This is a genomic window from Parabacteroides hominis, assembly GCF_014287585.1.
Taxonomy (GTDB): Bacteria; Bacteroidota; Bacteroidia; order Bacteroidales; family Tannerellaceae; genus Parabacteroides; species Parabacteroides hominis.
In genome coordinates, this window is the sequence record NZ_JACOOJ010000035.1 from 23716 (window position 1) to 46852 (window position 23137).

The 23137-nt window shown below is 49.3% G+C and carries 17 protein-coding genes; 14 read left to right on the forward strand and 3 right to left on the reverse strand.

What is annotated here, in order from left to right; genetic code table 11:
• Positions 1-37 precede the first annotated feature (37 nt).
• Positions 38-2263 carry a GH92 family glycosyl hydrolase gene (locus H8S65_RS16360; protein WP_374046282.1) on the forward strand — a complete coding sequence of 742 codons (2226 nt, stop codon included), beginning with the start codon at positions 38-40 and terminating at the stop codon, positions 2261-2263.
• Positions 2264-2322: 59 nt separating this feature from the next.
• Here the strand turns inward: H8S65_RS16360 and H8S65_RS16365 are convergent, their stop codons facing one another.
• On the reverse strand, positions 2323-4071 hold the full coding sequence (locus tag H8S65_RS16365; protein WP_186930934.1) for a GAF domain-containing sensor histidine kinase: 1749 nt from the start codon (positions 4069-4071) through the stop codon (positions 2323-2325).
• A 135-nt stretch (positions 4072-4206) separates the two neighbouring features.
• Between H8S65_RS16365 and H8S65_RS16370 the strand changes: the two genes are divergently transcribed.
• Entirely contained in the window at positions 4207-4749 is a 543-nt protein-coding gene (locus H8S65_RS16370; RefSeq protein WP_186930935.1) for a UpxY family transcription antiterminator, read from the forward strand.
• Here H8S65_RS16370 and H8S65_RS16375 read toward each other — a convergent pair.
• Positions 4741-6252, reverse strand: coding sequence for a cobyric acid synthase (locus H8S65_RS16375; RefSeq protein ID WP_186930936.1), 1512 nt, complete (start codon positions 6250-6252; stop codon positions 4741-4743). The two genes, H8S65_RS16370 and H8S65_RS16375, sit on opposite strands and share 9 nt — an antisense overlap.
• Positions 6249-6752, reverse strand: a complete 504-nt coding sequence (locus H8S65_RS16380) for a GNAT family N-acetyltransferase (protein WP_186930937.1) — start codon at positions 6750-6752, stop codon at positions 6249-6251. The genes H8S65_RS16375 and H8S65_RS16380 overlap by 4 nt, the downstream gene beginning before the upstream one ends.
• Before the next feature lie 593 nt (positions 6753-7345).
• On the opposite strand from H8S65_RS16380, the gene H8S65_RS16385 reads away from it, so the two are divergent.
• The 12 genes from H8S65_RS16385 to H8S65_RS16440 all read left to right on the forward strand — a co-directional run bounded on the left by H8S65_RS16385 (position 7346) and on the right by H8S65_RS16440 (position 22988).
• The gene (locus H8S65_RS16385) at positions 7346-7936 is read left to right on the forward strand and encodes a hypothetical protein (protein ID WP_186930938.1); all 591 of its coding nucleotides are present in this window, start codon (positions 7346-7348) and stop codon (positions 7934-7936) included.
• A 1-nt stretch (position 7937) separates the two neighbouring features.
• A complete protein-coding gene (locus tag H8S65_RS16390) occupies positions 7938-8810 on the forward strand; it encodes a DUF2764 domain-containing protein (protein ID WP_186930939.1) in 873 nt (290 codons plus the stop codon).
• A 116-nt stretch (positions 8811-8926) separates the two neighbouring features.
• The gene (locus tag H8S65_RS16395) at positions 8927-10684 is read left to right on the forward strand and encodes a V-type ATP synthase subunit A (protein WP_186930940.1); all 1758 of its coding nucleotides are present in this window, start codon (positions 8927-8929) and stop codon (positions 10682-10684) included.
• A gap of 8 nt (positions 10685-10692) precedes the next feature.
• A complete protein-coding gene (locus tag H8S65_RS16400; protein WP_186930941.1) occupies positions 10693-12024 on the forward strand; it encodes a V-type ATP synthase subunit B in 1332 nt (443 codons plus the stop codon).
• 99 nt (positions 12025-12123) lie between these two features.
• Positions 12124-12744, forward strand: coding sequence for a V-type ATP synthase subunit D (locus H8S65_RS16405; RefSeq protein ID WP_186930942.1), 621 nt, complete (start codon positions 12124-12126; stop codon positions 12742-12744).
• Positions 12741-14561, forward strand: coding sequence for a V-type ATP synthase subunit I (locus H8S65_RS16410; protein ID WP_186930943.1), 1821 nt, complete (start codon positions 12741-12743; stop codon positions 14559-14561). Before H8S65_RS16405 ends, H8S65_RS16410 begins: the two co-directional genes overlap by 4 nt.
• A 76-nt stretch (positions 14562-14637) precedes the next feature.
• On the forward strand, positions 14638-15090 hold the full coding sequence (locus H8S65_RS16415) for an ATP synthase subunit C-like protein (protein WP_005638767.1): 453 nt from the start codon (positions 14638-14640) through the stop codon (positions 15088-15090).
• Between the two features lie 153 nt (positions 15091-15243).
• Positions 15244-17682, forward strand: a complete 2439-nt coding sequence (locus tag H8S65_RS16420; RefSeq protein ID WP_186930944.1) for a S9 family peptidase — start codon at positions 15244-15246, stop codon at positions 17680-17682.
• Between the two features lie 246 nt (positions 17683-17928).
• Entirely contained in the window at positions 17929-18303 is a 375-nt protein-coding gene (locus tag H8S65_RS16425; RefSeq protein WP_186930945.1) for a BlaI/MecI/CopY family transcriptional regulator, read from the forward strand.
• 48 nt (positions 18304-18351) lie between these two features.
• Complete coding sequence (locus tag H8S65_RS16430; protein WP_186930946.1) at positions 18352-19929, forward strand: M56 family metallopeptidase; 1578 nt, start codon at positions 18352-18354, stop codon at positions 19927-19929.
• Between the two features lie 11 nt (positions 19930-19940).
• Positions 19941-21179 (forward strand): DUF4934 domain-containing protein, encoded by a 1239-nt coding sequence (locus H8S65_RS16435; RefSeq protein WP_186930947.1) that lies wholly within the window; start codon positions 19941-19943, stop codon positions 21177-21179.
• A gap of 828 nt (positions 21180-22007) precedes the next feature.
• On the forward strand, positions 22008-22988 hold the full coding sequence (locus H8S65_RS16440; protein WP_186930948.1) for a Gfo/Idh/MocA family protein: 981 nt from the start codon (positions 22008-22010) through the stop codon (positions 22986-22988).
• Positions 22989-23137: the final 149 nt, after the last annotated feature.

Consider the following 23137-nt stretch of genomic DNA (forward strand, 5'->3'; position numbering starts at 1 on the left):
ATTTTTATTGGGCGTCGTGATCGGAGTTGCCATCATGATGTTTGTCGACAGGTATTACGTCAAAGGCAAACGGCTGGTAGCCGATAACCTGCCGAAAGAACCGGTCGAATATGTCAATCCCTATATGGGTAACATCAGCCATCTGTTGGTCCCGACCTATCCGACCGTCCATCTGCCAAACAGCATGTTGCGTGTCTATCCCGAACGTGGGGATTTCACGGGAGACCGATTGGGAGGCTTGCCTCTCATCGTGACAAGCCATCGGGGTAGTTCGGCTTTCAACCTGAGTCCTTACCAGGGCGATGAGGCGGGGCTGAAACCGGTCATCCCGTATAGTTACGACCGGGAAAAGATCGTCCCGTACCGATATCAGGTATATTTGGACGATGCGAATATCGAGGTCGATTATGCTCCTTCCCACCAGAGTGCGGTTTATAGCCTGACGTTCGAAAAGGACGGGCCGGCTTACTTAGTGTTCAATAGCCGGAATGGAGAGTTGAAATGTGATGGAAATACGGTCAGCGGTTTCCAATATGTGGATAAGAAAACGAAGGTCTATTTATATGCCGAGACAGACAAGGCGCCGGAGCAATCCGGTGTCCTGTCCGGTGGAACCGTGAAGTACGGCCAATCGTCCGTAGAAGGCAAGGATGCCGCTCTGGCACTGGCTTTCGGTGGTCAGAAAAAGATCGGCGTCCGTTATGGAATCTCTTTTATCAGTACGGAGCAAGCCCGGAAGAACCTGGAGCGTGAAATCAACTCATACGATGTAAATGCAATCGCCCGGATCGGACGAAACGAATGGAACGACGCTTTAGGCAAGATCCAGGTAAGCGGAGGGAGCGAAAACGACAAGACCGTTTTCTATACTTCCTTGTACCGTTGTTATGAACGTCCGGTGAACCTGAGCGAAGACGGCAGATATTATAGCGCTTTCGACGGCAAGATACATGAAGACGGCGGCCATCCGTTCTATACCGACGACTGGATTTGGGATACTTACCGTGCCACCCATCCGCTCCGTATCCTGATCGATAAAGAGCGTGAGACCGATATTATCAATTCATATCTCTTGATGGCCCGGCAAATGGGAACGAACTGGATGCCGACATTCCCCGAAGTGACCGGCGATTCCCGCCGTATGAACTCCAACCATGCCGTTGCCACCGTTATCGATGCATGGCGGAAAGGCGTTCGCGGTTTCGATCTTGAAAAAGCCTACGAAGCGGCCCGCAAGGGTATCGAGGAGAAAACACTGATCCCCTGGTCGGCGGCTCCTTCCGGATGGCTGGATGAATTTTATAAGGAACATGGCTATATCCCGGCTTTGAAACCGGGTGAAAAAGAAACGGTGGCTAACGTCTCTCCGTGGGAAAAACGCCAGCCCGTCGCCGTTACCTTAGGAACGGCTTATGACGAATGGTGTCTTTCACAGATTGCGGCCGAACTGGGAAAGAAAGAGGATGCGGAATATTTCCTTGCCCGGTCTTACAACTACCGGAACCTCTTTAATCCGGAAACCCGTTTCTTCCATCCGAAGGATAAGGACGGCCGGTTTATCGAAGGAGTGGATTACCGGTATTCCGGCGGGTTGGGCGCCCGTGATTATTATGACGAGAACAACGGCTATGTTTATCGTTGGGATGTGCAACACAACATCGGCGACCTGATTTCGCTCATCGGAGGAAACGAGGCCTTTACGGCCGCCCTCGATTCGATGTTCGACACTCCTTTGGGGATGTCCAAGTGGCAATTCTATTCATTCCTGCCTGACCACACCGGCAATGTCGGCATGTTCTCGATGGCAAATGAACCGAGCCTGCATATCCCGTATCTGTATAATTATGCCGGACAGCCCTGGAAGACGCAGAAACGCATCCGCGCCCTGCTTGACCAATGGTTCCGTAACGACCTGATGGGAGTCCCCGGTGATGAAGACGGCGGCGGCATGTCTGCCTTCGTGGTGTTTAGCATGATGGGATTTTATCCGGTGACACCAGGATCTCCGACTTACAATATCGGTAGTCCGGTCTTTTCAGACGTGAAGATCGACCTCGGCGATGGTAACGTGTTCGAGATCGTCTCTGAAGGCGCTTCCTCTGATAATAAATATGTGCAATCGGCAACCTTGAATGGCGAAGAGTTGAACCAGCCCTGGTTCGACCATAGCCGGATTACCGCTGGTGGTGTCCTGTCTCTGAAGATGGGGCCGAAAGCCGATAAGGGGTGGGGGGCCGGGAGTCCGCCGCCGTCGGAGAATTAAGAATTAAGAATTAAAAAATCTTATGGGGAGGTGTGTCATACTTTGGCACACCTTCTTTTTTATTCGAGCGGTAGTGTGAACCAGAATGTAGAACCGGAACCTTTTACAGAGTCGACCCCGATTGTCCCGTTCAAGCTCTCGATGATGGTCCTGCTGATCGTCAGTCCCAAACCGGTTCCCTGCTTAAACTCGTTTATCTTGATGAAGCGTTCGAATATACGTTTACGGTCATTTTCGGAAATGCCGATCCCTGTGTCCTGCACGCTCACACGCAAGTTATTTCCTTCCCGTTTGTAGGAGATCCTGATGCTCCCTTTCTCCGTGAATTTGATTGCGTTATTTACGAAGTTTGATACGACCTGCATGACGCGTTGAGGATCTGTTTTCAACCGGATGGAAGGTTGCTCTTTATCGAATAACAACTTTACATCCGGTTTCATCTTGAGCGAGTTTGCCAAGAATACTTCTCCGCAAATCTCTTTGATATCCGTTTCGGTAATGTGATAATCGAGCGTGCCGGCTTCTATTTTCGAGAAGTCCAGGATATCGTCTATCAGATGGAGCAATAATTCATTATTTTTGTGGATGATTTCCAGGTATTCCCTTTTTTCGTCTTCGTCCGGAGTTTCGGCCACTATATCGGAGAAACCGACGATTGCGTTTAAAGGCGTACGGATTTCGTGGCTCATGTTTGCCAGGAAAGCGGACTTCAGTTTGTCTGCTTCCTTTATACGGATCAGTTCGTTGTCCCTTTCCTGTTTTTCTTTCGCCTTCCGGTAATTCTCCGTATCGTCTAAAACAATATACAGATAACCGAATAGCTTGTTTTGCAAATCTTTTAATGTAATGCCCTTAACCTGCAGGTGCTTTTCGCCATCTTTGATAGCGGATGCATAGTATTGGGTGTCTTTGACGGAATGGAAATCATAGTCTAATGTGAAAGTGACATCTTCTCCGTTTCTCAGTTTATGATTGACCCATTCCGGTATATTCGGATTTTGGAACATATTGACGCCGACCGCACTTTCGCGTGTCGTACCGAATATTTCCAGATCGGCGTCGTTCAGGTCGAGCAGGTTTCCGTCGATGTCATATAGCTCGACTCCTAAGGAAAGCTTTTCGAAGATAATACGGAATTTGGCTTCGCTTTTAAGCATCAGGTTTGCCGAATGCTCCATGATATGCTGGGCATGTTCCCGCTCGATCGCTATGGATACGATATCGGCCAATACCCGCAGGTTTTCGATATCGAGGGCGTTCCAGTTCGAATATTTCTTGACAGAGTCCAGGCCGATAAAACCGTACACCTTTCCTTCGCTCGAAACCGGAAGGACCAGAAGCGAGAGGACGTCTTGAAGTTCCAGCAGATGTTGTTCGGCCGCCGCAACCGGAGGCATTTTAGCCGTGTCATAGATGATAATGTCTTTCCCGGCCTTGATCTGCTCTATCCACCAGGGGATATCGTCTTTCGATAACTGCCTTAACAGATCTTCACGCATCGAAATAATGCCTTCGGAGGTCACTTCGTGGGTAAAATCGACAATAGAACTTTGCTCGTCGAAGATTCCGATATACACACGGTCTACATCGAAGAAATGCAGGATATGCAACAATGCTTTGTCTATGACGGCTTCATCATTGGTGCTGAGTAAAAGGGAAAGGACATCCGATATCGTTTTGCGTAAAACAATCATATTGACCATCATTTTGTTCGGGCTGGAGATGGAATCATTCTCGGCCTGTACCATTTTCAGCCGTTCAATTTCAGATATCAGGTCTTCCCTTGAATAGTGTGCATATTTATCCATAAGTAAAATAATATGAGGTGCAAAATTTCGTTTTGCAAATGTAAAGATAATTATTGATATTCAGGGAAAATAAAAATATTAATCCGGCCCGTTCGGGGATGGGCAAAGGTTTATTGAATACCGGCCATTCCATGTATGGAAAATAGTCGTATATTTGTGTACGTTATGGAGAAAAAAGAACTTAAGATAAACGCCGATAAGACAAGCTGGTATGTGCTGTATACCGCTCCCAGGGCGGAAAAACAGGTGAGGGACCGGATCGATGCGCTTGGAATCGAGTGCTGGCTTCCGCTTCATCGTGCACCCAGGGTTTGGTCTGACCGTGTCAAGATCGTGGAGTTGCCATTATTCAACTCTTATCTGTTTGTGCGGTGTACCGACCCGGAGTTAAGAGACCTGGTCCGGGTGTATGGCGTGGCCCGTATCGTCTATTATAATGGAAAACCGGCCGTTGTCCGCCAGAAAGAGATCGACGCCATCCGGGAATTTCTCGACCGGGCGTCCGAACATGCTTTATGCCCCGGCGAAGAGGTCGAAATCCTTTGCGGGGCCATGAAGCATGTTTCCGGTAAAGTGAAGAAGATCAAAAAGAACCACCTGGTCCTTTACCTCGAACAATTGGGGGCTACCGTCTGTGTCAAGCTGGACGACGTCGCCAGGGTGGACCGGTTAAAGTAGTTGCCGGTAGATATAATCCAGGTCGACATGTTCCCTGACCAAAGCCGCCAACTTGTCGTATTGTTCTTCTTTGAATGCGGCATAGTCGAAGGAGGCGCTTTCCGTTTCTTTATCAAACCCGGCGGCCAGGTTGTCCAGGACTTCCGGGTTGTCCAGTATTCCGTGCATATAGCTGCCCCAGCACGTGTTATCCAGGTAATAACCGTCCGTCCGCCCGTCGTCGAGGATGGCTACCGGGCTTTCGGGAGCGTCGCCAAGCAGGGTCGTCCGCCCCATGTGTATCTCGTAGCCGTGGCAATGTCGAGACGCACGGCCGTGCGTCTCGACAACGCGTTGTGCGGGCAGAAAGGCGAAGGTGCTTTGGCGGGTTACTTTCTCCGGTTCGATGATCGTGCATTGCGGCAACAGGCCCAGTCCGGGGACGGCGGGCAGGTTACCCTCGATAGCGTCCGGATCTTCGAGCCGTGCCCCCATCATCTGATACCCTCCGCAGATGCCGATGACCTTTTTTCCGTTTTTGTGGGCGCGGATAATCGCTTCGGCGATGCCGCCCGCCCGCAGGCTTTGAAGGTCTGAAAGCGTGTTCTTGGAACCGGGGATCAGGATGATATCCGCTTTTTCTATCTCGTCGATGTTGTTCGTATAATAGGCATTGAAACGGGGGTCCATATCCAGCACGTCGAAGTCGGTGAAATTAGACATCCGTTTCAGCAAGATGATCGCCACATTGATCTTTCCGTCCCGGTAAGTGTTGTGTTTCATATCGAGGGCGACCGAGTCCTCTTCTTCGATCTTGATGTCGCGGAACCAGGGGACCACACCTACTACCGGCACACCGGTCAAGTCCTCGAGGATCTTCCTGCCGTCGTCAAAAAGAGAGGCGTCTCCCCTGAATTTGTTGATAATGATTCCTTTCATCAAAGCTCTTTCTTCCGGCTTCAGAAGGGCGATTGTCCCGTAGACAGACCCGAAAACGCCGCCCCGGTCTATGTCGGCAACCAAGAAGGTCGCCGCTCCGGCCTGCCCGGCCATCCGCATGTTGGTGATGTCGCGCTCACGCAGGTTCAGTTCGGAAATGCTGCCCGCCCCTTCCAGCACGATCGGGCTATAGCGGCTTTCCAGGCGGCGGAAGGCTTCGACCGCTTCTTTGAACAACTCCTCTTTCCTGTTCTGCATGCCGAAATAGTCCCGTGCCGACATGTTCCCGACCGGCCGGCCGTTCAAGACGACCTGGGAGCTTTTGTCGTTCGTCGGTTTCAGCAACACCGGGTTCATATCCGTGTGCGGAGCGATCCCGCAGGCTTCGGCCTGTACCACCTGCGCACGTCCCATTTCTCCGCCTTCGGGAGTGGAGTAGGAGTTGAGCGACATGTTTTGCGCCTTGAACGGCGCCGGATGATATCCGTCTTGTTTGAATATACGGCAGAAAGCCGCGTTGATGACGCTTTTGCCTGCATCGGAACAAGTCCCGACAAACATGATCGGTTTCAGGCGCTTGTTCATCCCCGTACCTCCATCCTCATGACATAATCGTTCATGTAGTAGCCGTTCCCGATATGGAAATCACGGGTTGCATGTTCGTGGAACCCCATGTGCTTGTAGAAACCTACGGCGGGGTTGTGGCGGTTTACGTTCAGCTCGATCGTGAAAGGGCCCGGATGGACCGTTTTCAGGTAAGCGACCCCCTGTTCGATGATGAAACGCCCGATCCCCTTCCCGTGCAAGGAAGGCAAAGAATAGATTTTCTGGAATTCATACAAATCCTTTTCTACGGTTTCGATGGACAGGTAGCCCGAAGGGACGCCGTCGGCATAGGCGATGAAGAACTGGTGGTGAAGCTCGTCCATCTGCCTTTGGAGGCTCTCGGGGCTGTACATCATTTCGAACATGTAATCCAGTTGTTTGCTGGAAAGGATGGAACCATAGGTCGGCTCCCAGATTCGGGAAGCCAAGCCACGGATCAGGGGGCAGTCTGCGGGGGTTGCTTTTATGATGGAGAACATGATTTTATGAATTTTTCTTTTGAGGCAAAGATAAGGCGCATGCCGCCGTTTTCCAAAAAGGGGAGGGGATTAGGGCGTGAAAATTTGTTAAAATAGGGCATAAAAGCGGAAAACACTGTTTCTCCCGGCGTAAAGCATAGTTTTGCGGGATGCAGAGCCGTGTTTCGCCTCTCCTCCCCCCTGGGATCCCCTTCCGGCATGTCCGGTGTGACATGTGACAATATGACGATATGACAATTAGCTATTTGGGTTGAAAGAAGACCTATAAGATAGTTATTATATATATAATAAAATTCTTTATTAGGTCTTTTTGGACGTATGTGACGGTTTTTGTTATTGTCATATTGTCATATTGTCATATTGTCACATTGTAACGCTTTTACCGGCCGGGATTTATGCCCACCGATATGTTAACACTAATATTAACAAATTTTTGCGCCTTAAGCCCCCCCTTTTTTTGGAGTTCGGAGACAGGATGGCGTATATTTGCGATATGAAAAGAAAACGGCGGAGCATTGTTGTTTATTCAAAGAAAAGAATAACTTTGTAGGCGTTTAATACTTACATGGGACAACTTAAAAAAATATATAGAAATGGATACAAAGATTCAGGAACTGACCGACAAGATCTACAAAGAAGGAGTAGAGAAAGGCAACGAAGAAGCAGGGCGGATCATTGCCGATGCAAATGCTCGGAAACAGGCCGTTTTGGCTGAAGCAGAAGCGGAGGCGAAGCGTATTGTGGCCCAGGCAGAAAAGCAGGCCGCCGAGTTGAAAAAGAATACGGAAGCCGAGTTGAAATTGTTTGCCGCCCAATCTGTCGAAGCGCTGAAGAGCGAAGTGGTAAACCTCATTACCGGGAAAATCACCTCCTCCAATGTGAAAGCGATCGTTTCTGATACTGCATTTATGCAGAAAGTGATTTTAGAAATGGCAAAGGAGTGGGTGGTGAAGGAAGCGATTACGATCCGGACGGCCGATGCCGATGCCCTTACCAAATATTTTGAAGCCAATGCCAAAAGCCTCCTGGATGGTGGCGTGAAGATCGAAAAAGTAAGCGGACACGATGCCTCTTTCACGATCGTTCCGGCCGACGGTTCGTATAAAGTAAGTTTCGGAGAAGACGAGTTTGTCGCTTTCTTCAAAGAATTCCTTCGTCCCGGGTTGGTAGAAATGCTGTTCTGATATGGGTAAGTATTATTGCTTAATCGCAGGACTCCCCAATATCGCGCTCGACGATAGCAAACTGGCCTATTCCATCTGTGGATTCAGACAGGAACTGGACGGCATATTGACGAAAGCCGATAAGAAGCTGATCGATCTGTTCTTCCTCAAATTCGACAATAAGAACCTGATCGCCCATGCCGAACAACCGGATCGCGATCCGGACCCGCGGGGATACATAACGTATGACGAGTTCAACGCCCTCTACAAAGCGTTGAAGGAAGAAGAAAAGCCACCCAAGAATGACCGGATGCCCCCTTATTTCAAGGAGTTTTTCGAAGCCTACCTCGAAGCGCAAAGAAAAGAAGGCAAAACGGAAATCCCGTGGGAAGACCGCCTGGCAGCCCTCTATTATGCGTATGCCATGAAAAATCCGAATAAGTTCGTCAGCGATTGGTTCGAGTTGAACTTGAATATCAACAATATGCTGACGGCTATCACTTGCCGTAAACATGGCCTCGACAAATCCGGGTATATCGTCGGGGATAATGAAGTCGCCCAGGCGCTCCGCACATCCAACGCCCGTGATTTCGGGTTGGGAGACACGGTGGATTATTTGCCCGACCTCGGGCGTATTGCTGAAGAAACGGATTTGATGGCACGCGAGAAGAAGGTGGACCTCTTGAAGTGGGAATGGCTCGAAGAGCATACATTCTTCAAGCCTTTCGACATAGAGAGCGTATTCGCTTATCTGCTCAAGTTGGAAATGATCGAGCGCTGGGTAACGCTCGATAAGGCGACCGGCGAAAAGACTTTCCGTAAGATCGTCGGAGCGATGAAGAAAGGGAGCGAGCATGCCCTGGAAGAATTTGGAAAATTAAAAATGAAGAATTAAAAATTAAAAAATAAAAGAGTTAAGGATAAAGGAGTAAGGAATTTTCAAGGATTGAGTTCGACGCACAATCTTGATTTTTTAATTTTTAATTCTTAATTCTTAATTAATTAAACGTTATGGCTACGAAAGGAATTGTAAAAGGAATCGTCTCCAACCTTGTTACCGTAGAGGTGGATGGACCGGTTTCCCAAAATGAGATCTGTTACATTTCCGTAGGAGGCGTGAAGCTGATGGCGGAAGTTATTAAGGTAATAGGCAAGAATGCTTTTGTACAGGTATTTGAGAGCACCCGCGGTATGCGGGTGGGCGACGAAGCCGAGTTTGAAGGACACATGTTGGAGGTTACGTTGGGACCGGGTATGTTGTCACGCAACTACGATGGTTTGCAGAACGACCTCGACAAGATGGAAGGCGTTTTCCTCAGACGTGGAGAATATACGTTCCCGTTGGACAATGATAAGTTGTGGGATTTCAAGCCTCTTGCCCGGGTGGGCGACAAGGTGGCGGCCGGTGACTGGCTGGGCGAAGTGGACGAAAACTTCCAGCCCCATAAGATCATGGTCCCTTTTACCTTCAAGGGCGAATATACGGTGAAGAGCCTGAAAGAAGCAGGACAATATACCATAAGCGAAGTGATAGCCGTCCTGACGGACGAAGCCGGTAAAGATGTGGAGGTGACGATGATGCAACGCTGGCCGGTAAAACGTGCCATCACCTGTTACAAAGAGAAACCGCGTCCTTACAAGCTGCTCGAAACGGGTGTCCGTACGATCGATACGGTGAACCCGATCGTGGAAGGCGGTACGGGATTTATCCCCGGGCCGTTCGGAACCGGAAAGACCGTGCTCCAGCACGCCATCTCCAAACAGGCGGAGGCCGATATCGTGATCATTGCCGCCTGTGGTGAACGTGCGAACGAGGTGGTGGAAATCTTTACCGAGTTCCCGGAACTGGTCGACCCGCATACGGGCCGCAAGTTGATGGAGCGTACCATCATTATCGCCAATACGTCAAACATGCCCGTGGCTGCCCGTGAGGCATCCGTGTACACGGCCATGACAATCGCCGAGTATTACCGTAGCATGGGGTTGAAGGTGCTTTTGATGGCCGACTCGACTTCCCGTTGGGCACAGGCCTTGCGTGAGATGTCCAACCGCCTGGAGGAACTTCCCGGACCGGATGCTTTCCCGATGGACTTGTCCGCAATCGTGGCTAACTTCTATGCACGTGCCGGATATGTACATTTGAATAATGGTGAAACGGGTTCCGTGACCTTCATCGGTACGGTATCGCCTGCCGGCGGTAACCTGAAAGAGCCCGTGACGGAAAATACGAAGAAGGTCGCCCGTTGTTTCTACGCCTTGGAGCAGGAACGTGCCGACCGTAAACGTTATCCGGCCGTGAACCCGATCGATAGTTATTCCAAATATCTGGAATATCCCGAATTCCAGGAATATATTGCGGGGCATATCTCTCCGGCCTGGATCGACAAGGTGAACGAGATCAAGACCCGCATGTTGCGCGGTAAGGAAATTTCCGAACAGATCAACATCCTCGGTGACGACGGCGTACCGGTGGAATATCACGTGATTTTCTGGAAATCGGAACTGATCGACTTCGTGATCCTGCAACAGGATGCGTTCGATGCGATCGATGCGGTAACCCCGCTCGCGCGCCAGGAGTTCATGCTGGACAAGGTGGTGAAAATTTGCCATACCGAGTTCAAGTTCGCCACCTTCCTCGAAGTAATGGAATACTTTAAGAAGATGATCAACATCTTCAAGCAAATGAACTATTCCGAATATGAGAGCGAACAGTTCAAGAAGTTTAACGACCAACTTGACGCACTGCTTGCAGAGCGCGAAGATAAATAATAGAGCGTATGGCAACAAAAGCATTTCAAAAGATATATACAAAGATTACCCAGATTACAAAAGCTACCTGTTCGCTGAAAGCAACGGGAGTAGGGTATGACGAGTTGGCCTCTGTCGACGGCAAGCTGGCTCAGGTGGTAAAGATCATCGGCGACGAAGTGACCTTGCAGGTCTTCTCCGGAACGGAAGGCATCCGTACGAATGCCGAAGTCGTATTCATGGGAAAGGCTCCTTCGTTGAAGGTCGGCGACCAATTGGCCGGCCGTTTCTTCAATGCGTATGGCGACCCGATCGATGGCGGTCCCGTTCCCGAGGGCAAGGATGTCGAAATCGGCGGCCCGTCCGTGAACCCGGTACGCCGCCAGCAACCCTCCGAGTTGATCGCTACGGGTATTGCCGGTATCGACCTGAACAATACGCTGGTAACCGGACAGAAGATCCCGTTCTTCGCCGACCCCGACCAACCGTTCAACCAGGTAATGGCGATGGTAGCCTTGCGTGCCCAATCCGATAAGATTATCCTGGGCGGCATGGGTATGACGAACGACGACTACCTGTTCTTTAAGAATACGTTTAGCAATGCCGGTGCGCTGGATCGCATCGTCAGCTTTATCAATACGACGGAAGACCCGTCCGTGGAGCGTATCCTGATCCCCGATATGGCCTTGTGCGCGGCTGAATATTTTGCCGTGCAGAAGAACGAAAAAGTGCTGGTGCTGCTCACCGACATGACCAACTATGCGGATGCTTTGGCAATCGTGTCCAACCGTATGGACCAGATCCCGTCGAAGGACTCCATGCCGGGCTCCCTGTATTCCGATTTGGCTAAGATTTACGAGAAAGCTGTCCAGTTCCCTGCCGGCGGTTCGATCACGATTATTGCCGTGACGACTCTGTCCGGTGGCGACATCACGCATGCCGTGCCTGACAATACGGGTTACATCACCGAAGGGCAGTTGTATCTCCGTAAGGATAGCGATGTCGGCAAGGTAATCGTCGACCCGTTCCGAAGCCTCTCACGTCTGAAACAATTGGTGACCGGAAAGAAGACACGCGAAGACCATCCGCAGGTGATGAACGCCGCCGTCCGTCTGTATGCCGATGCCGCCAATGCGAAGACAAAGATGGAGAACGGTTTCGACCTGACGGACTACGACAACCGTACGTTGGCTTTCGCGAAGGATTATTCCGAAAAGCTATTGGCTATCGACGTCAACCTCGACACGACCGAAATGCTCGATGTGGCATGGGGCTTGTTCGGCGAGTATTTCGAACCTGCCGAAGTGAATATCAAACAGGCGTTGGTCGACAAATACTGGAAGAGTGACGGGGCAAATTAAAAAATGAAAGAATTAAAGAATTAAAGAAAATGCTGGTTTGCATTATCAATACCTCAATAAAATCCCTTTAATTCTTTAATTATTAATTATAAATTTCGTATGATAAAGTTTCAATATAATAAAACCTCTCTTCAGCAATTGGAAAAGCAACTGAAGATGCGTGAGCGTTCCCTGCCGACGATCAAGAGCAAGGAAAGCGCCCTGCGTATCGAAGTGAAGCGGACCAAAGACGAAGTGACGAGATTGGAACTTCAGCTTGAACAGGAAATACAGAGTTATGAAAACATGGTGGCTTTGTGGAACGAGTTCAATCCCGGACTGATTGCGGTGCGGGATGTTTCTCTTTCCACCAAAAAGATAGCCGGCGTGGTTGTCCCTGTGTTGGACGAGATCGAATTCGAGATCGGCCGTTACAGCCTGTTCAATGCCCCTGCCTGGTTTACCGACGGTATCGAGCTCTTGAAGAAGTTGGCGCGTACTGGTATCGAAGCCGAGTTTTCGGGTATGAAGCTGGAGTTGTTAGAGCATGCGCGGAAGAAAACCACTCAGAAAGTGAACCTTTTTGAGAAGGTGCAGATCCCGGGTTATAAAGATGCGATCCGCAAGGTGAAACGATTCATGGAAGACGAGGAAAGTCTCTCCAAGTCATCACAGAAGATCATGCGGGCTAATCAGGAAAAGCGTAAAGCGAAAGAAGAAAAAGAGGAGGCTGAAGTATGATAGTAAAGATGAGCAAATATGCCTTTATGGTATATCATAGAGAATATGACGCATTCCTCACGACTCTCCGCGAATTGGGTGTTGTGCATGTGAAGGAAACGAACTCGATCCTGGATAATGCGGAACTACAGGCTTTGCTGGCCGAACGGAAACAGGTGGGCACGGCAATCCGCTATTGCAAGAGCCTGAACTCCCAGACGAAAGAGGTGACCCTCGCTCCGGCACGTGAGCTGGCGAAGGCCGAAGGGTTGAAGCTGGTAGGCAAGCTGGAAGAAATGCAAGAAAAGCAGGTCCAGTTGCAGGCGGCAAAAGCTTCGCTGGAAAAAGATATCGCTTATATGGATATCTGGGGAGAGTTCAGCTATGCAAATATCAGACGGTTGAAAAAGGCGGGCTTCGACGTGACGTTCTTTAGTTGCCCGACTTCCAAATACGAACCCAAATGGGGAGAAGAGTACAATGCTTTTCTGGTCAATAATTTCCAGTCGGTCACCTATTTCGTGACGGTCACCAAGACGGGGACGCCGATCGACATTGATGCCGAACGTCCGAAAATGCCGGACCGGGGCTTGGCGAAACTTCATCTCGCGATGGAACAATTGCTGGACAATATCAAGGCATTGGACAATCGGTTGAAGGAATATGCGGCTGGGCAATACAATACATTGGTCGAGTTGGAAAAGAATATCCAAAACGAATTCAACCTCTCCAATACGTTGGTGCAGACGGATCGCGAAGCCGGCGATAAACTGATGTTGTTGGAAGGCTTCGTCCCGGCGGAAGAAGCTCCGGCTATGGAGGCCGCCCTTGAAAAAGACGGCTACTATTTCCAGGAGTTGGATATACAGGATGGAGACCGGGTTCCGATCAAGCTGAAAAATAACAAATTCAGCCGGTTATACGAACCGATCACCAAGATGTTCTCCTTGCCGAACTACGCCGAGTTCGACCCGACGCCTCTTTTTGCCCCCTTCTTCATGCTTTTCTTCGGGCTATGTTTCGGAGACGGGGGATACGGCTTGTTGGTGTTATTGGTTTGCACGTTCCTCAAGCGGAAAGTCAATCCGGACTTCAAGCCTTACCTGACCTTGTTCCAGTATTTGGGCTTGGCGGCGATAATCGTCGGTACGTGTACGGGTTCTTTCTTCGGTATCGCATTGGCCGATGTCCCGGCATTCTCGAAAGTGAAAGACTACTTTGTGAGTAGCGACAATTTGATGACCTTCTCGATCGTGATCGGTCTGGTCCAGATTATCTTCGGCAAGACGGTTGCCGCTTTTAAGATGAAAGCACAGAAGGGTGTCAAATATAGTATCGCTCCTTTTGCCTGGGTTTTTGTCATTACGGCTTTGGCGCTGGCATTCGGGCTTCCGATGCTGGACTTGCAATTGCCCGAAACCGTCAAGACGGTCTTTATCGGCATTGCGGTTGTCGGCTTGGTTGTCGCTTACCTCTATAACTCGCCGGGAAAGAATGTCTTCCTGAATTTCGGTACGGGGCTTTGGAATACCTATAACATGGCTTCCGGGTTGCTGGGCGACACGTTGTCGTATATCCGTTTGTTTGCAATCGGTTTGACAGGTGCGATTTTAGGGGGCGTATTCAACCAGTTGGCGGTAGATATGACGGAAGGCATGAATATCGTGATGCGTGCGGTGTGCATGTTGCTGATCCTGCTCGTCGGGCATGCGATCAACATCGGGCTTTGTACGATCAGTTCGCTTGTCCATCCGCTACGTCTTATCTTTGTCGAATATTATAAAAATGCCGAATTTGAAGGGGGAGGCAAGGAATACCAACCTTTTAAGAAAGCATAGGCAAACAAGTATGTTTGTCCATTATTAAAAAGTAAATTAAACAATAACAAAAAAATAAATTAAAACAATTATCATTATGGAACCAATTTTATTAGCTTATCTGGGTATTGCGTTGATGACAGGTCTGACTTTCATCGGTAGTAGTTATGGGGTGACGATTGCGGGTAACGCCGTTGTCGGGGCAATGAAGAAGAATCCCGATGCATTAGGTACTTATATCGCATTGAGCGCATTGCCTTCTTCTCAGGGATTGTATGGATTCGTGGGCTATTTCATGATGCAGAAGTTCCTGGTCGATAGCATTACGATGCTGAATGCGACCGCTATTTTCGGTGCAGGCCTGGTATTAGGTTTTGCCGGTTTGTTCTCTTCCATCCGCCAGGCGGAAGTTTGCGCGAATGGTATCGCAGGCGTAGGAGCCGGCCACAATGTGTTCGGTGCTACTATGGTGATGGCCGTATTCCCCGAATTGTATGCAATCTTGGCTTTGTTGGTTGTTATCCTGATCGGCGGTACTCTTCCGGTATAATCATAAAATAAACGAAGGAGGAGGTGTGTCAAAACTCCTTTATCACGATCTTTTAGGCACGGATTTCCGCGTAATCCGTGCCTGAATTATGTCTATTGTAAGCAGGATTTTCTTTTGACACACCTTCTTTTTATTTATATAAAAACAACGTTAATGAAAAAACAACTACTATTGGTGATGCTTTGTGCCGGGATGTTCTGCGGTACGGAAGCTCAAGGGCAGGAGACGGAGCGGTTATCCGGATATGTTCAGGCGGAACGTTTCACGAAAGAGAAGCTGAACACGATGCTTTTCTCCACATCTGTCGATCCGCATTGGTTCCGGAAGGGTGATAATTTCTGGTACGAATATAAGACCAGCAATGGCAAAGCCTGGTATGTCGTCGATCCGGTGGCAAAGACGAAGCGCCCGCTTTTCGACCTCGACGATATTGCCGCACAGATAACCGAGATCGTCAAAGACCCGTTTACCGCCCAGCAACTACCCATCCAGAAGCTCGAAGCAGGGGAGGACGGACGTACTTTCACTTTCCAGATCACCTCTTCGCAGGATGCTAAAAAAGACAGTACCGACAAGGGCAAAGGTCCGAAGAAGGAGATTTTCTTTTTCTCCTACGACTATCCCACGCGCAAGCTGACCTGGCTCGAAGACAAGAAGAAAGAAACGGAATATCCCGATTGGGCCTCTTTCTCGCCCGATGGTAAAACGGTCGTGTATGCAAAAGACCTGAACCTCTACCGGATGTCCCGCGAGGATTACGAGAAGTTGAAAAAAGACGATAAGGATAGCACGGTCACGGACATACAACTCACGACTTTCGGCGTGAAGGATTTCGGTTTCGGCCAACCTTATAGCCTGCTGAATACCGACACGCTTTGCAACGGCAAGCGGAAAGGTGTCTGGGGTATCGTCTGGTCGCCCGATTCCCGTTATTTTGCCGTGACGGTCGAAGACGAGCGTGCCGTGAAAGACCTCTGGGTGATCAACTCCATGGCTTCTCCCCGTCCGACGCTGGAAACCTACAAATACCAGATGCCCGGCGAGAAGGAAGCGCCCGTCCAACACCTGTTCCTGTTCGATATGAACGACAATAGCTATAAGGAAATCCGCACCTCCGCATTCAAGGACCAGACGTTGCGCCTGGCACGCCGGCCGTGGAGGCAAAAAGACCGTGACCGGAAAGAGGTGGCGAGTGTTTGGTTGGGCGATAATAATCGCTTCTTCGTCACCCGTTCGAGTCGTGACCTGCACCGCATCGATATCTGTTCCTATACGGTCGGACAGGATTCGATCCGCCCGATTATCGAGGAACGCATGAATACCTATCAGGAAGTCCGTCCGCTGGCATCCATAGGAGACGGCAAAGAGTTGATCCAATGGAGCGAACGCGACGGTTGGGCGCACCTCTACCTCTATGATGGCGAAGGTAACCTGAAGAACCGCATCACCCGCGGCCCCTGGCATGTGGACCAGATCGTGAAGGTGGACGAAGCCAAACGTGTCGTTTACTTCCTGGCTAACGGGAAAGATAAAGATGAAAATCCCTACTACGAACACCTGTATCGCGCGGGTCTCGATGGAAACGGTTTGCAACAGGTCACTCCGGGCGACTATTTCCATATGGTCAGCATGGATGACAACGCGGCCTTCGTGGTCAACAACTATTCGCGTGTGAACACCATCCCGCGTACGGATTTGATGGATAGCAACGGCCGCAAGTTGATGACGCTCGAAGAGAGCGACTTCTCCGGGTTGCTGGCCGCCGGTTACCAGTTCCCCGAACCTTTCAAGGTGAAGGCGGCAGATGGTGTGACCGATCTCTACGGTGTGATGTATAAACCGTTCAATTTCGATTCGACGGCCGTTTATCCGATTATCGATTATGTATATCCGGGTCCGCAGGTCGAAGCTACCGTTTACCCGTTCAGCCGGATGAGCGTGCGCACGGACCGTCTGGCACAAGCCGGTTTCGTCGTGATCACGGTCGGGAACCGGGGCGGACATCCGAGCCGTTCGAAATGGTATCATAACTTCGGCTATGGCAACCTGCGCGATTACGGACTGGCGGATCAGAAGGCGGCTATCGAGCAATTGGCCAACCGCTATTCATTCATCGACATCAACCGTGTCGGTATCCACGGCCATTCGGGTGGCGGATTCATGTCTACGGCTGCTATCCTGCAATATCCTGACTTCTTCAAGGCCGCCGTTTCATGTGCCGGGAACCATGACAACCGCATCTATAACCGTTGGTGGAGCGAAACGCATCATGGCGTGAAGGAAGTGGTCAGCGAAAAGGGCGATACGACTTTTGTCTACAACATCAAGACGAACGAAGAGATCGCAGGCAGGCTGAAAGGCCACTTGATGCTCGTACATGGCGACATCGACAACAACGTCCATCCGGGTAATACGCTACGTGTGGCAGACGCCCTGATCCGGGCCGGCAAACGCTTCGATATGTTGCTTTTGCCGCAACAACGACATGGCTTTGGTGACATGGACGAATATTTCTACTGGCGTATGGTCGACTATTTCTCCCGCAACTTGCTGGGCGAACAGGAAACATCGGTAGATATCCCGAAACGATAAAATATAAAGAGTGCGCCGGATTCGGCGCACTCTTTATATTTTATTCCCCGTTATTCAATTTTTGAATCAGGATTTTACCAGCCTTAAATTTTACTGATGTGCGGGTGCGTGTCTCACATTCAGTTCGGACGGGACTTTTTACCCTTTGCTCCTCTTGTCCCACTAAAAAAAATAGTTTATAAACTAATTCAAATAGTTTGAGAACTAATTTTTTTAGTTATATTTGTCCCGAACAAATAAAATATCATGAAACGACTAACTGTAAGAGAAGAAGAAATCATGGGTTATTTCTGGACGAAAGGCCCTTTGTTCGTCAAGCAACTACTCGAATTTTACGACGAGCCGAAGCCGCATTTCAATACTCTTTCCACGATCGTACGCGGGTTGGAGGAGAAAGGTTTTCTGGCACATAACACGTTTGGCAATACCTACCAATATTATGCCGCCGTGACGGAAACCGACTATAGCCGGGGCACGTTGAAGAACGTCATTGCCAAGTATTTCAACAATTCCTACCTCGGCGTGATCTCTTCGCTGGTGAAGGAGGAGGAGGTTTCGGTGGAGGAACTGAAGGAGTTGATTGAATCAATTGACAATGGACAATTGACAATTGACAATTAAGAGAGGGCATTTTTTAATTCTTCATTATTAATTTTTAATTCTCTCGCCGTGGGAACATTTTTAGTCTTCATAATGAAATCCACCTGCTGTCTGGCGGTGTTCTATCTGTTCTATCGCCTGCTTTTGAGCCGGGACACGTTCCACCGTTTCAACCGGATGGCGCTTCTCAGCGTGATAGCCTTTTCTATTGCAATTCCTTTTATACGGTTTGTGACGGATGAACCAGCCGTCGTGCAACCTGCGGTACCGGACATCGAACGGTTATTGCAAATGGCCGGGACTCCTGTGGAGGAAGAGAGTGGTTTTCCGTTCTGGCTGGCGGCTCTGTTTACGGCCTATGCCGGCGGGTGTCTCTTTTTTGCAGGGCGGTTCCTCTATTCCATCTGGCAGATCGTCCGCCTGATCCGTTCGGGCGAGGTGACCCTGCTGGAGGACGGGACGCGGTTTGTCGTGACCGACCGGACGATCCCACCGTTCAGTTGGATGAAATATATTGTCATCTCCCGCATCGATATGGAGGAGAGCGGGGCCGAAATCCTGGCGCACGAACAGGCGCATATCAGGGCTTGCCATTCGCTGGATATGTGGCTTGCCGGATGCTGTGCCGTTCTGCATTGGTTCAATCCCGCCGCTTGGTTGCTGAAACAGGAGTTGCAGAACGTGCACGAGTACGAGGCGGACGAGAGTGTGATTGCACATGGCGTGGATGCAAAGCATTATCAATTATTACTAATAAAGAAGGCGGTCGGCGCACAGCGTTTCACCTCTATGGCCAACAGCTTCAATCACAGTAAACTTAAAAAGCGAATTACCATGATGTTAAAACAAAAATCAAATCCCTGGGCCCGCCTGAAGTATCTTTATGTACTTCCGCTTGCAGCCATTACCGTTGCTGCATTCGCCCGCCCTGAAATCTCCCGCCGGTTGGAAAATATCTCCGATGTGGAGTTTGCCGAAGTCCTCACGTCCCGACAGGACAAAAAGATGTCGCAAGCAGAGAAAAAAGAGGCTGTCAAAAAAATGGGACAGGAGGTCAAAGAAATGAAACATGAGGTCAAAGAAATGAAACGGGAATCCGTACAAATGAAACAAGACTCCAAGAAGGTGAAGCAAGAGGCAAAAGCGATGAAAGAGGAGGCGAAGCAAAACGCCCTTGATATGAAAGCGGATGCTCTTGAAGCCGGAGAAGCCGCCCGGCAAGTCCGTCAGGATGCCGTCAAGGCCAGTGAGAAAGTCCGCGAAGATAAAAAACAAGCTCACAAAGATAAACCGCAAATCGAGATGACGGTCAACCAGGAACCTCGCGAGGATGTCGTCGTTATCGGCTACGGCTCGATAAAGCAACAGGATGGAAAGGTTTTTGATATCATAAAAAAAGACAAGCCTCTCTTGCGTCCTCTGGAATTTGAATCGAATATGCGTCCTGCCGGAGGTGTCCGGTATGCCAAACCGGATCCGCTTGTCATGATTGACGGTGTCGAATATGCGGGTGGACTGGACAAGGTCAATCCTGACGAAATCGAATCGATATCAATAATGAAAGATAAGAGCGCCATCGAAATGTATGGAAAAAAAGCGGTCGGAGGCGTGATCCTGATCACAACGAAAAAGCATCTTTTAAAGTAAAATAAAATCGTATGAAAAATCATGTGTTTGCGGTAATGGCATGTCTTTTTCTTGCTGCTTGCGGTGGCGGAGGCGAGACGAAGGTTGCAAAACTCGAAGTGATCCCTTTGGGAGCAGCTTTCGACAATCAGACGAAGTTGAAGACTTCCGACTGTTTCAAGAAAATACGCTATGTCGCATTGGAAACGACTGATAGTTGCCTGGTGGGACAGGGGGCGCATGCAACCGTCCTGAATGATTGGATTGTAGTAATATCAGGGCGGGATCGTTGCCAGTTGTTCGACAAAAAGACGGGCCGTTTTATCCGTTCGATAGGGCATGTGGGCGAAGATCCCGAAGGTTATTCGAATGTTCGCGGGGGATGGCAGAACCCGTACACCGGCAAACTGAGTTTTCCCGGCTGGAAAAACAAAATCGTCGTTTATGGAGCAGACGGTAAATTCGATCATATCTGGGCTCCTTCGATTCCTGCCGGACAGTTCCCGGCAATGGCGGCATTCGATTATTTGGACGCGGATCTTATCGCCGGCTATTATTCGGCTACCGACAGCCTGCCTGCCCGTATCGCCTTGTTCCGTGGAGATGAGATTGTCCGTGTCGAAGCATTGCCGGCGGAGCAAGAAGGGGACGGGGCGATCACTCCGGACGACATCGCTTCCATCTCGGTTCTGAAAGATGGGGGAGACGGTATGATGATTATAAAATATAAGGACAATAAGTCTGCCGCCTATTCGCTTGGCAACAGTTGTTTCTGGCATGCGGGCAAAGACCTTTATTTCCGCCAGTCTTACAATGACACGATCTATCAAGTGTCGGTCGTGAAAGAGTTGCAACCTGTGCGCGTGCTGGATTTAGGTGTCCACGGCTGGCCCTACAATGAGCGTTTCGAGGATAAGAAAGATGCCATCTATCCGACAAAGTTCATGGAAAATGAAGATGTGATCCTTTTCCGTTTTATGACGAATGTCTATAATGACAAACAGAAGACCTATAATGCTCTCTACCGGAAAGCGGACGGAACCGTCAAAGTCTGCCCTCTCGATGACATGATAACCGACGATACGAACAGCTTCCTTCCCTTACAGCCCGTATCTGTCTCCGCCTCCGGCGAATTTGCCGCCATTCTCCCCTCGGAAGAGGTCGTCGCCTGGTTCGAGGATAACGCCGGTAAAACGGATATCCCTGCCGAAGTAGCTGCTTTGAAGAAGGTCGGTGAGGAGGATAATCCGGTGGTAGCAATTATGGAGTAGGAAAGTGTTGCCGATCGCTTTTGAATTCCATGCTTATAAACAGGGTAACCGCACCAAAATCTTTCCTTGCATAAATGATTCACTTCTGCCAGAATATGAGTCTGATAGACGCAAATATAATTTTGACGCGGATTTCGCGAATAACACGGATAAGAAAATATGTATCAGGTAATTTAATCCGCGGTTATCCGCTAAATCCGCGTCAAAAAATCCTGTTTATTTATTTTAATCTGCGTCTATCAGACTCAAACCTCGTATGTGAAGTTGTTCCTATAGATGCCTGTCGCTTCCCGAAAAGGTCGGCATCGGTTGCCGGATAGATGCCTACCTTTTTCCTGCTACCCTATAGGCTTTTCCCGGACAGGCTAAAGGCTGTATTTTTTAGCCTATAACCTGTATTTTATGGGACAGGAACCAATCAGATCCCTTATATGACAAAACTAAAAAACAGGGTTCACAGCGGTAAAAGGCTAATGGCCAGCGATTTGTTGTGAAGGCTGTGAAGGCTGTGAAACCGGTTTACGATCATCCAATCCTATCGATCGATCCCGCCTTTTTTTATCTTGCATTCACAGGGTTCACAGCAACATGCTGATCTACAGAGTCCCCCGGACAGTGTGAACCCTAATTAAATAAAATAACCAGGGGGTATTTAGAGGATAATCAAGAATATTTGAACCTGTAAATCATCATTTAACGATTCAAATCTTGGAAGTGAATCATTTATACAAGGAAATATTTGGGTGCGGTTGCCATGCTTACAAAATAAAAGTTTCATGGGCATGGAATTTTTATTGTATATTTACCCGATAAAAAAATGACAATTATATGGAACGTTTTAAAGTCGGAATTATAGGAGCCGGGCATATCGCCCGCAAGATGGCGCATACGTTGCGCGATATGGAAGGGGTCGAACCGTATGCGGTCGCTTCACGTAACCTGGAAAATGCCGAAGGGTTTGCCCGTGAATGGGGGGTTACACGAGCTTACGGATCATACGAGGAATTGGCGGATGATCCCGAAGTGCAGTTGATTTATATTGCCACCCCGCATTCGCATCATTTTGAGCAGGCGCAGATGTGCCTCGGAAAAGGCAAGCCGGTCTTATGTGAAAAAGCATTTACCGCCAATGCAGAGCAGGCGGAAGCGTTGATACGCCTGTCGAAAGAGAAACAGGTTTTCTTGACTGAAGCGATCTGGACACGTTATATGCCTTTCTCCCGGACGCTCCGCGAATTGGTCGACGGCGGGACGATCGGGCGCGTGATGATGCTGACAGCCAATATCGGCTATCCGATTGCCGAGAAGGAACGTATCGCCAAGCCCGAACTTTGTGGCGGAGCTTTGCTGGATATCGGCGTTTATCCGATCAACTTTGCAAGGATGCTTTTCGGTTCGGAGATTACAGGAATTACTTCTGCCTGCGTGAAAGGGGAGACGGGGGTGGATTTGCAGGGCAGTATTACTTTTGTATATCGAAACCACCGCATGGCCGTTTTGCAAATGACCGCTTTCTGTGCGAACGACCGGCAGGGAGTTATTTCGGGAGATAAAGGATATATAATCGTCGACAATATCAACAACCCTCAGCAGGCAATCGTCTATTCGATCAATCATGAAGAAGTGGCTCGTTATACCTGTCCGCCGCAGATAACGGGTTTCGAATATCAGGTGCAGGCATCCATCGATGCGATCCGCGAGGGAAAGATCGAAACGCCTTATATGCCGCATATGGAAACTTTGCATATCATGCAGATGCTGGATGATCTCCGGTCTGAATGGGGTGTGCGCTTCCCGATGGACAAGTAAAGGAAAAGAGGAACAAAATCTGTATTTACAGAATGCAGATAACGCAGAACACGCAGAGAAACGCAGACGTTTTATTATTATCAATAAAATAAATCTGCGTTATTCTGCGTGTTCTATGTTATTTGCGTCCGGTTATTAGTTTCGGAGCA

Coding starts and splice junctions, on each gene's coding strand:
- H8S65_RS16365 (WP_186930934.1), bottom strand. CDS start 4,071: ATGGATAAATATGCACACTATTCAAGGGAAGACCTGATATCTGAAATT.
- H8S65_RS16435 (WP_186930947.1), top strand. CDS start 19,941: ATGAAAAATCATGTGTTTGCGGTAATGGCATGTCTTTTTCTTGCTGCT.
- H8S65_RS16420 (WP_186930944.1), top strand. CDS start 15,244: ATGAAAAAACAACTACTATTGGTGATGCTTTGTGCCGGGATGTTCTGC.
- H8S65_RS16415 (WP_005638767.1), top strand. CDS start 14,638: ATGGAACCAATTTTATTAGCTTATCTGGGTATTGCGTTGATGACAGGT.
- H8S65_RS16405 (WP_186930942.1), top strand. CDS start 12,124: ATGATAAAGTTTCAATATAATAAAACCTCTCTTCAGCAATTGGAAAAG.
- H8S65_RS16370 (WP_186930935.1), top strand. CDS start 4,207: ATGGAAAATAGTCGTATATTTGTGTACGTTATGGAGAAAAAAGAACTT.
- H8S65_RS16385 (WP_186930938.1), top strand. CDS start 7,346: ATGGATACAAAGATTCAGGAACTGACCGACAAGATCTACAAAGAAGGA.
- H8S65_RS16390 (WP_186930939.1), top strand. CDS start 7,938: ATGGGTAAGTATTATTGCTTAATCGCAGGACTCCCCAATATCGCGCTC.
- H8S65_RS16375 (WP_186930936.1), bottom strand. CDS start 6,252: ATGAACAAGCGCCTGAAACCGATCATGTTTGTCGGGACTTGTTCCGAT.
- H8S65_RS16425 (WP_186930945.1), top strand. CDS start 17,929: ATGAAACGACTAACTGTAAGAGAAGAAGAAATCATGGGTTATTTCTGG.
- H8S65_RS16410 (WP_186930943.1), top strand. CDS start 12,741: ATGATAGTAAAGATGAGCAAATATGCCTTTATGGTATATCATAGAGAA.
- H8S65_RS16395 (WP_186930940.1), top strand. CDS start 8,927: ATGGCTACGAAAGGAATTGTAAAAGGAATCGTCTCCAACCTTGTTACC.
- H8S65_RS16360 (WP_374046282.1), top strand. CDS start 38: ATGTTTGTCGACAGGTATTACGTCAAAGGCAAACGGCTGGTAGCCGAT.
- H8S65_RS16440 (WP_186930948.1), top strand. CDS start 22,008: ATGGAACGTTTTAAAGTCGGAATTATAGGAGCCGGGCATATCGCCCGC.
- H8S65_RS16400 (WP_186930941.1), top strand. CDS start 10,693: ATGGCAACAAAAGCATTTCAAAAGATATATACAAAGATTACCCAGATT.
- H8S65_RS16380 (WP_186930937.1), bottom strand. CDS start 6,752: ATGTTCTCCATCATAAAAGCAACCCCCGCAGACTGCCCCCTGATCCGT.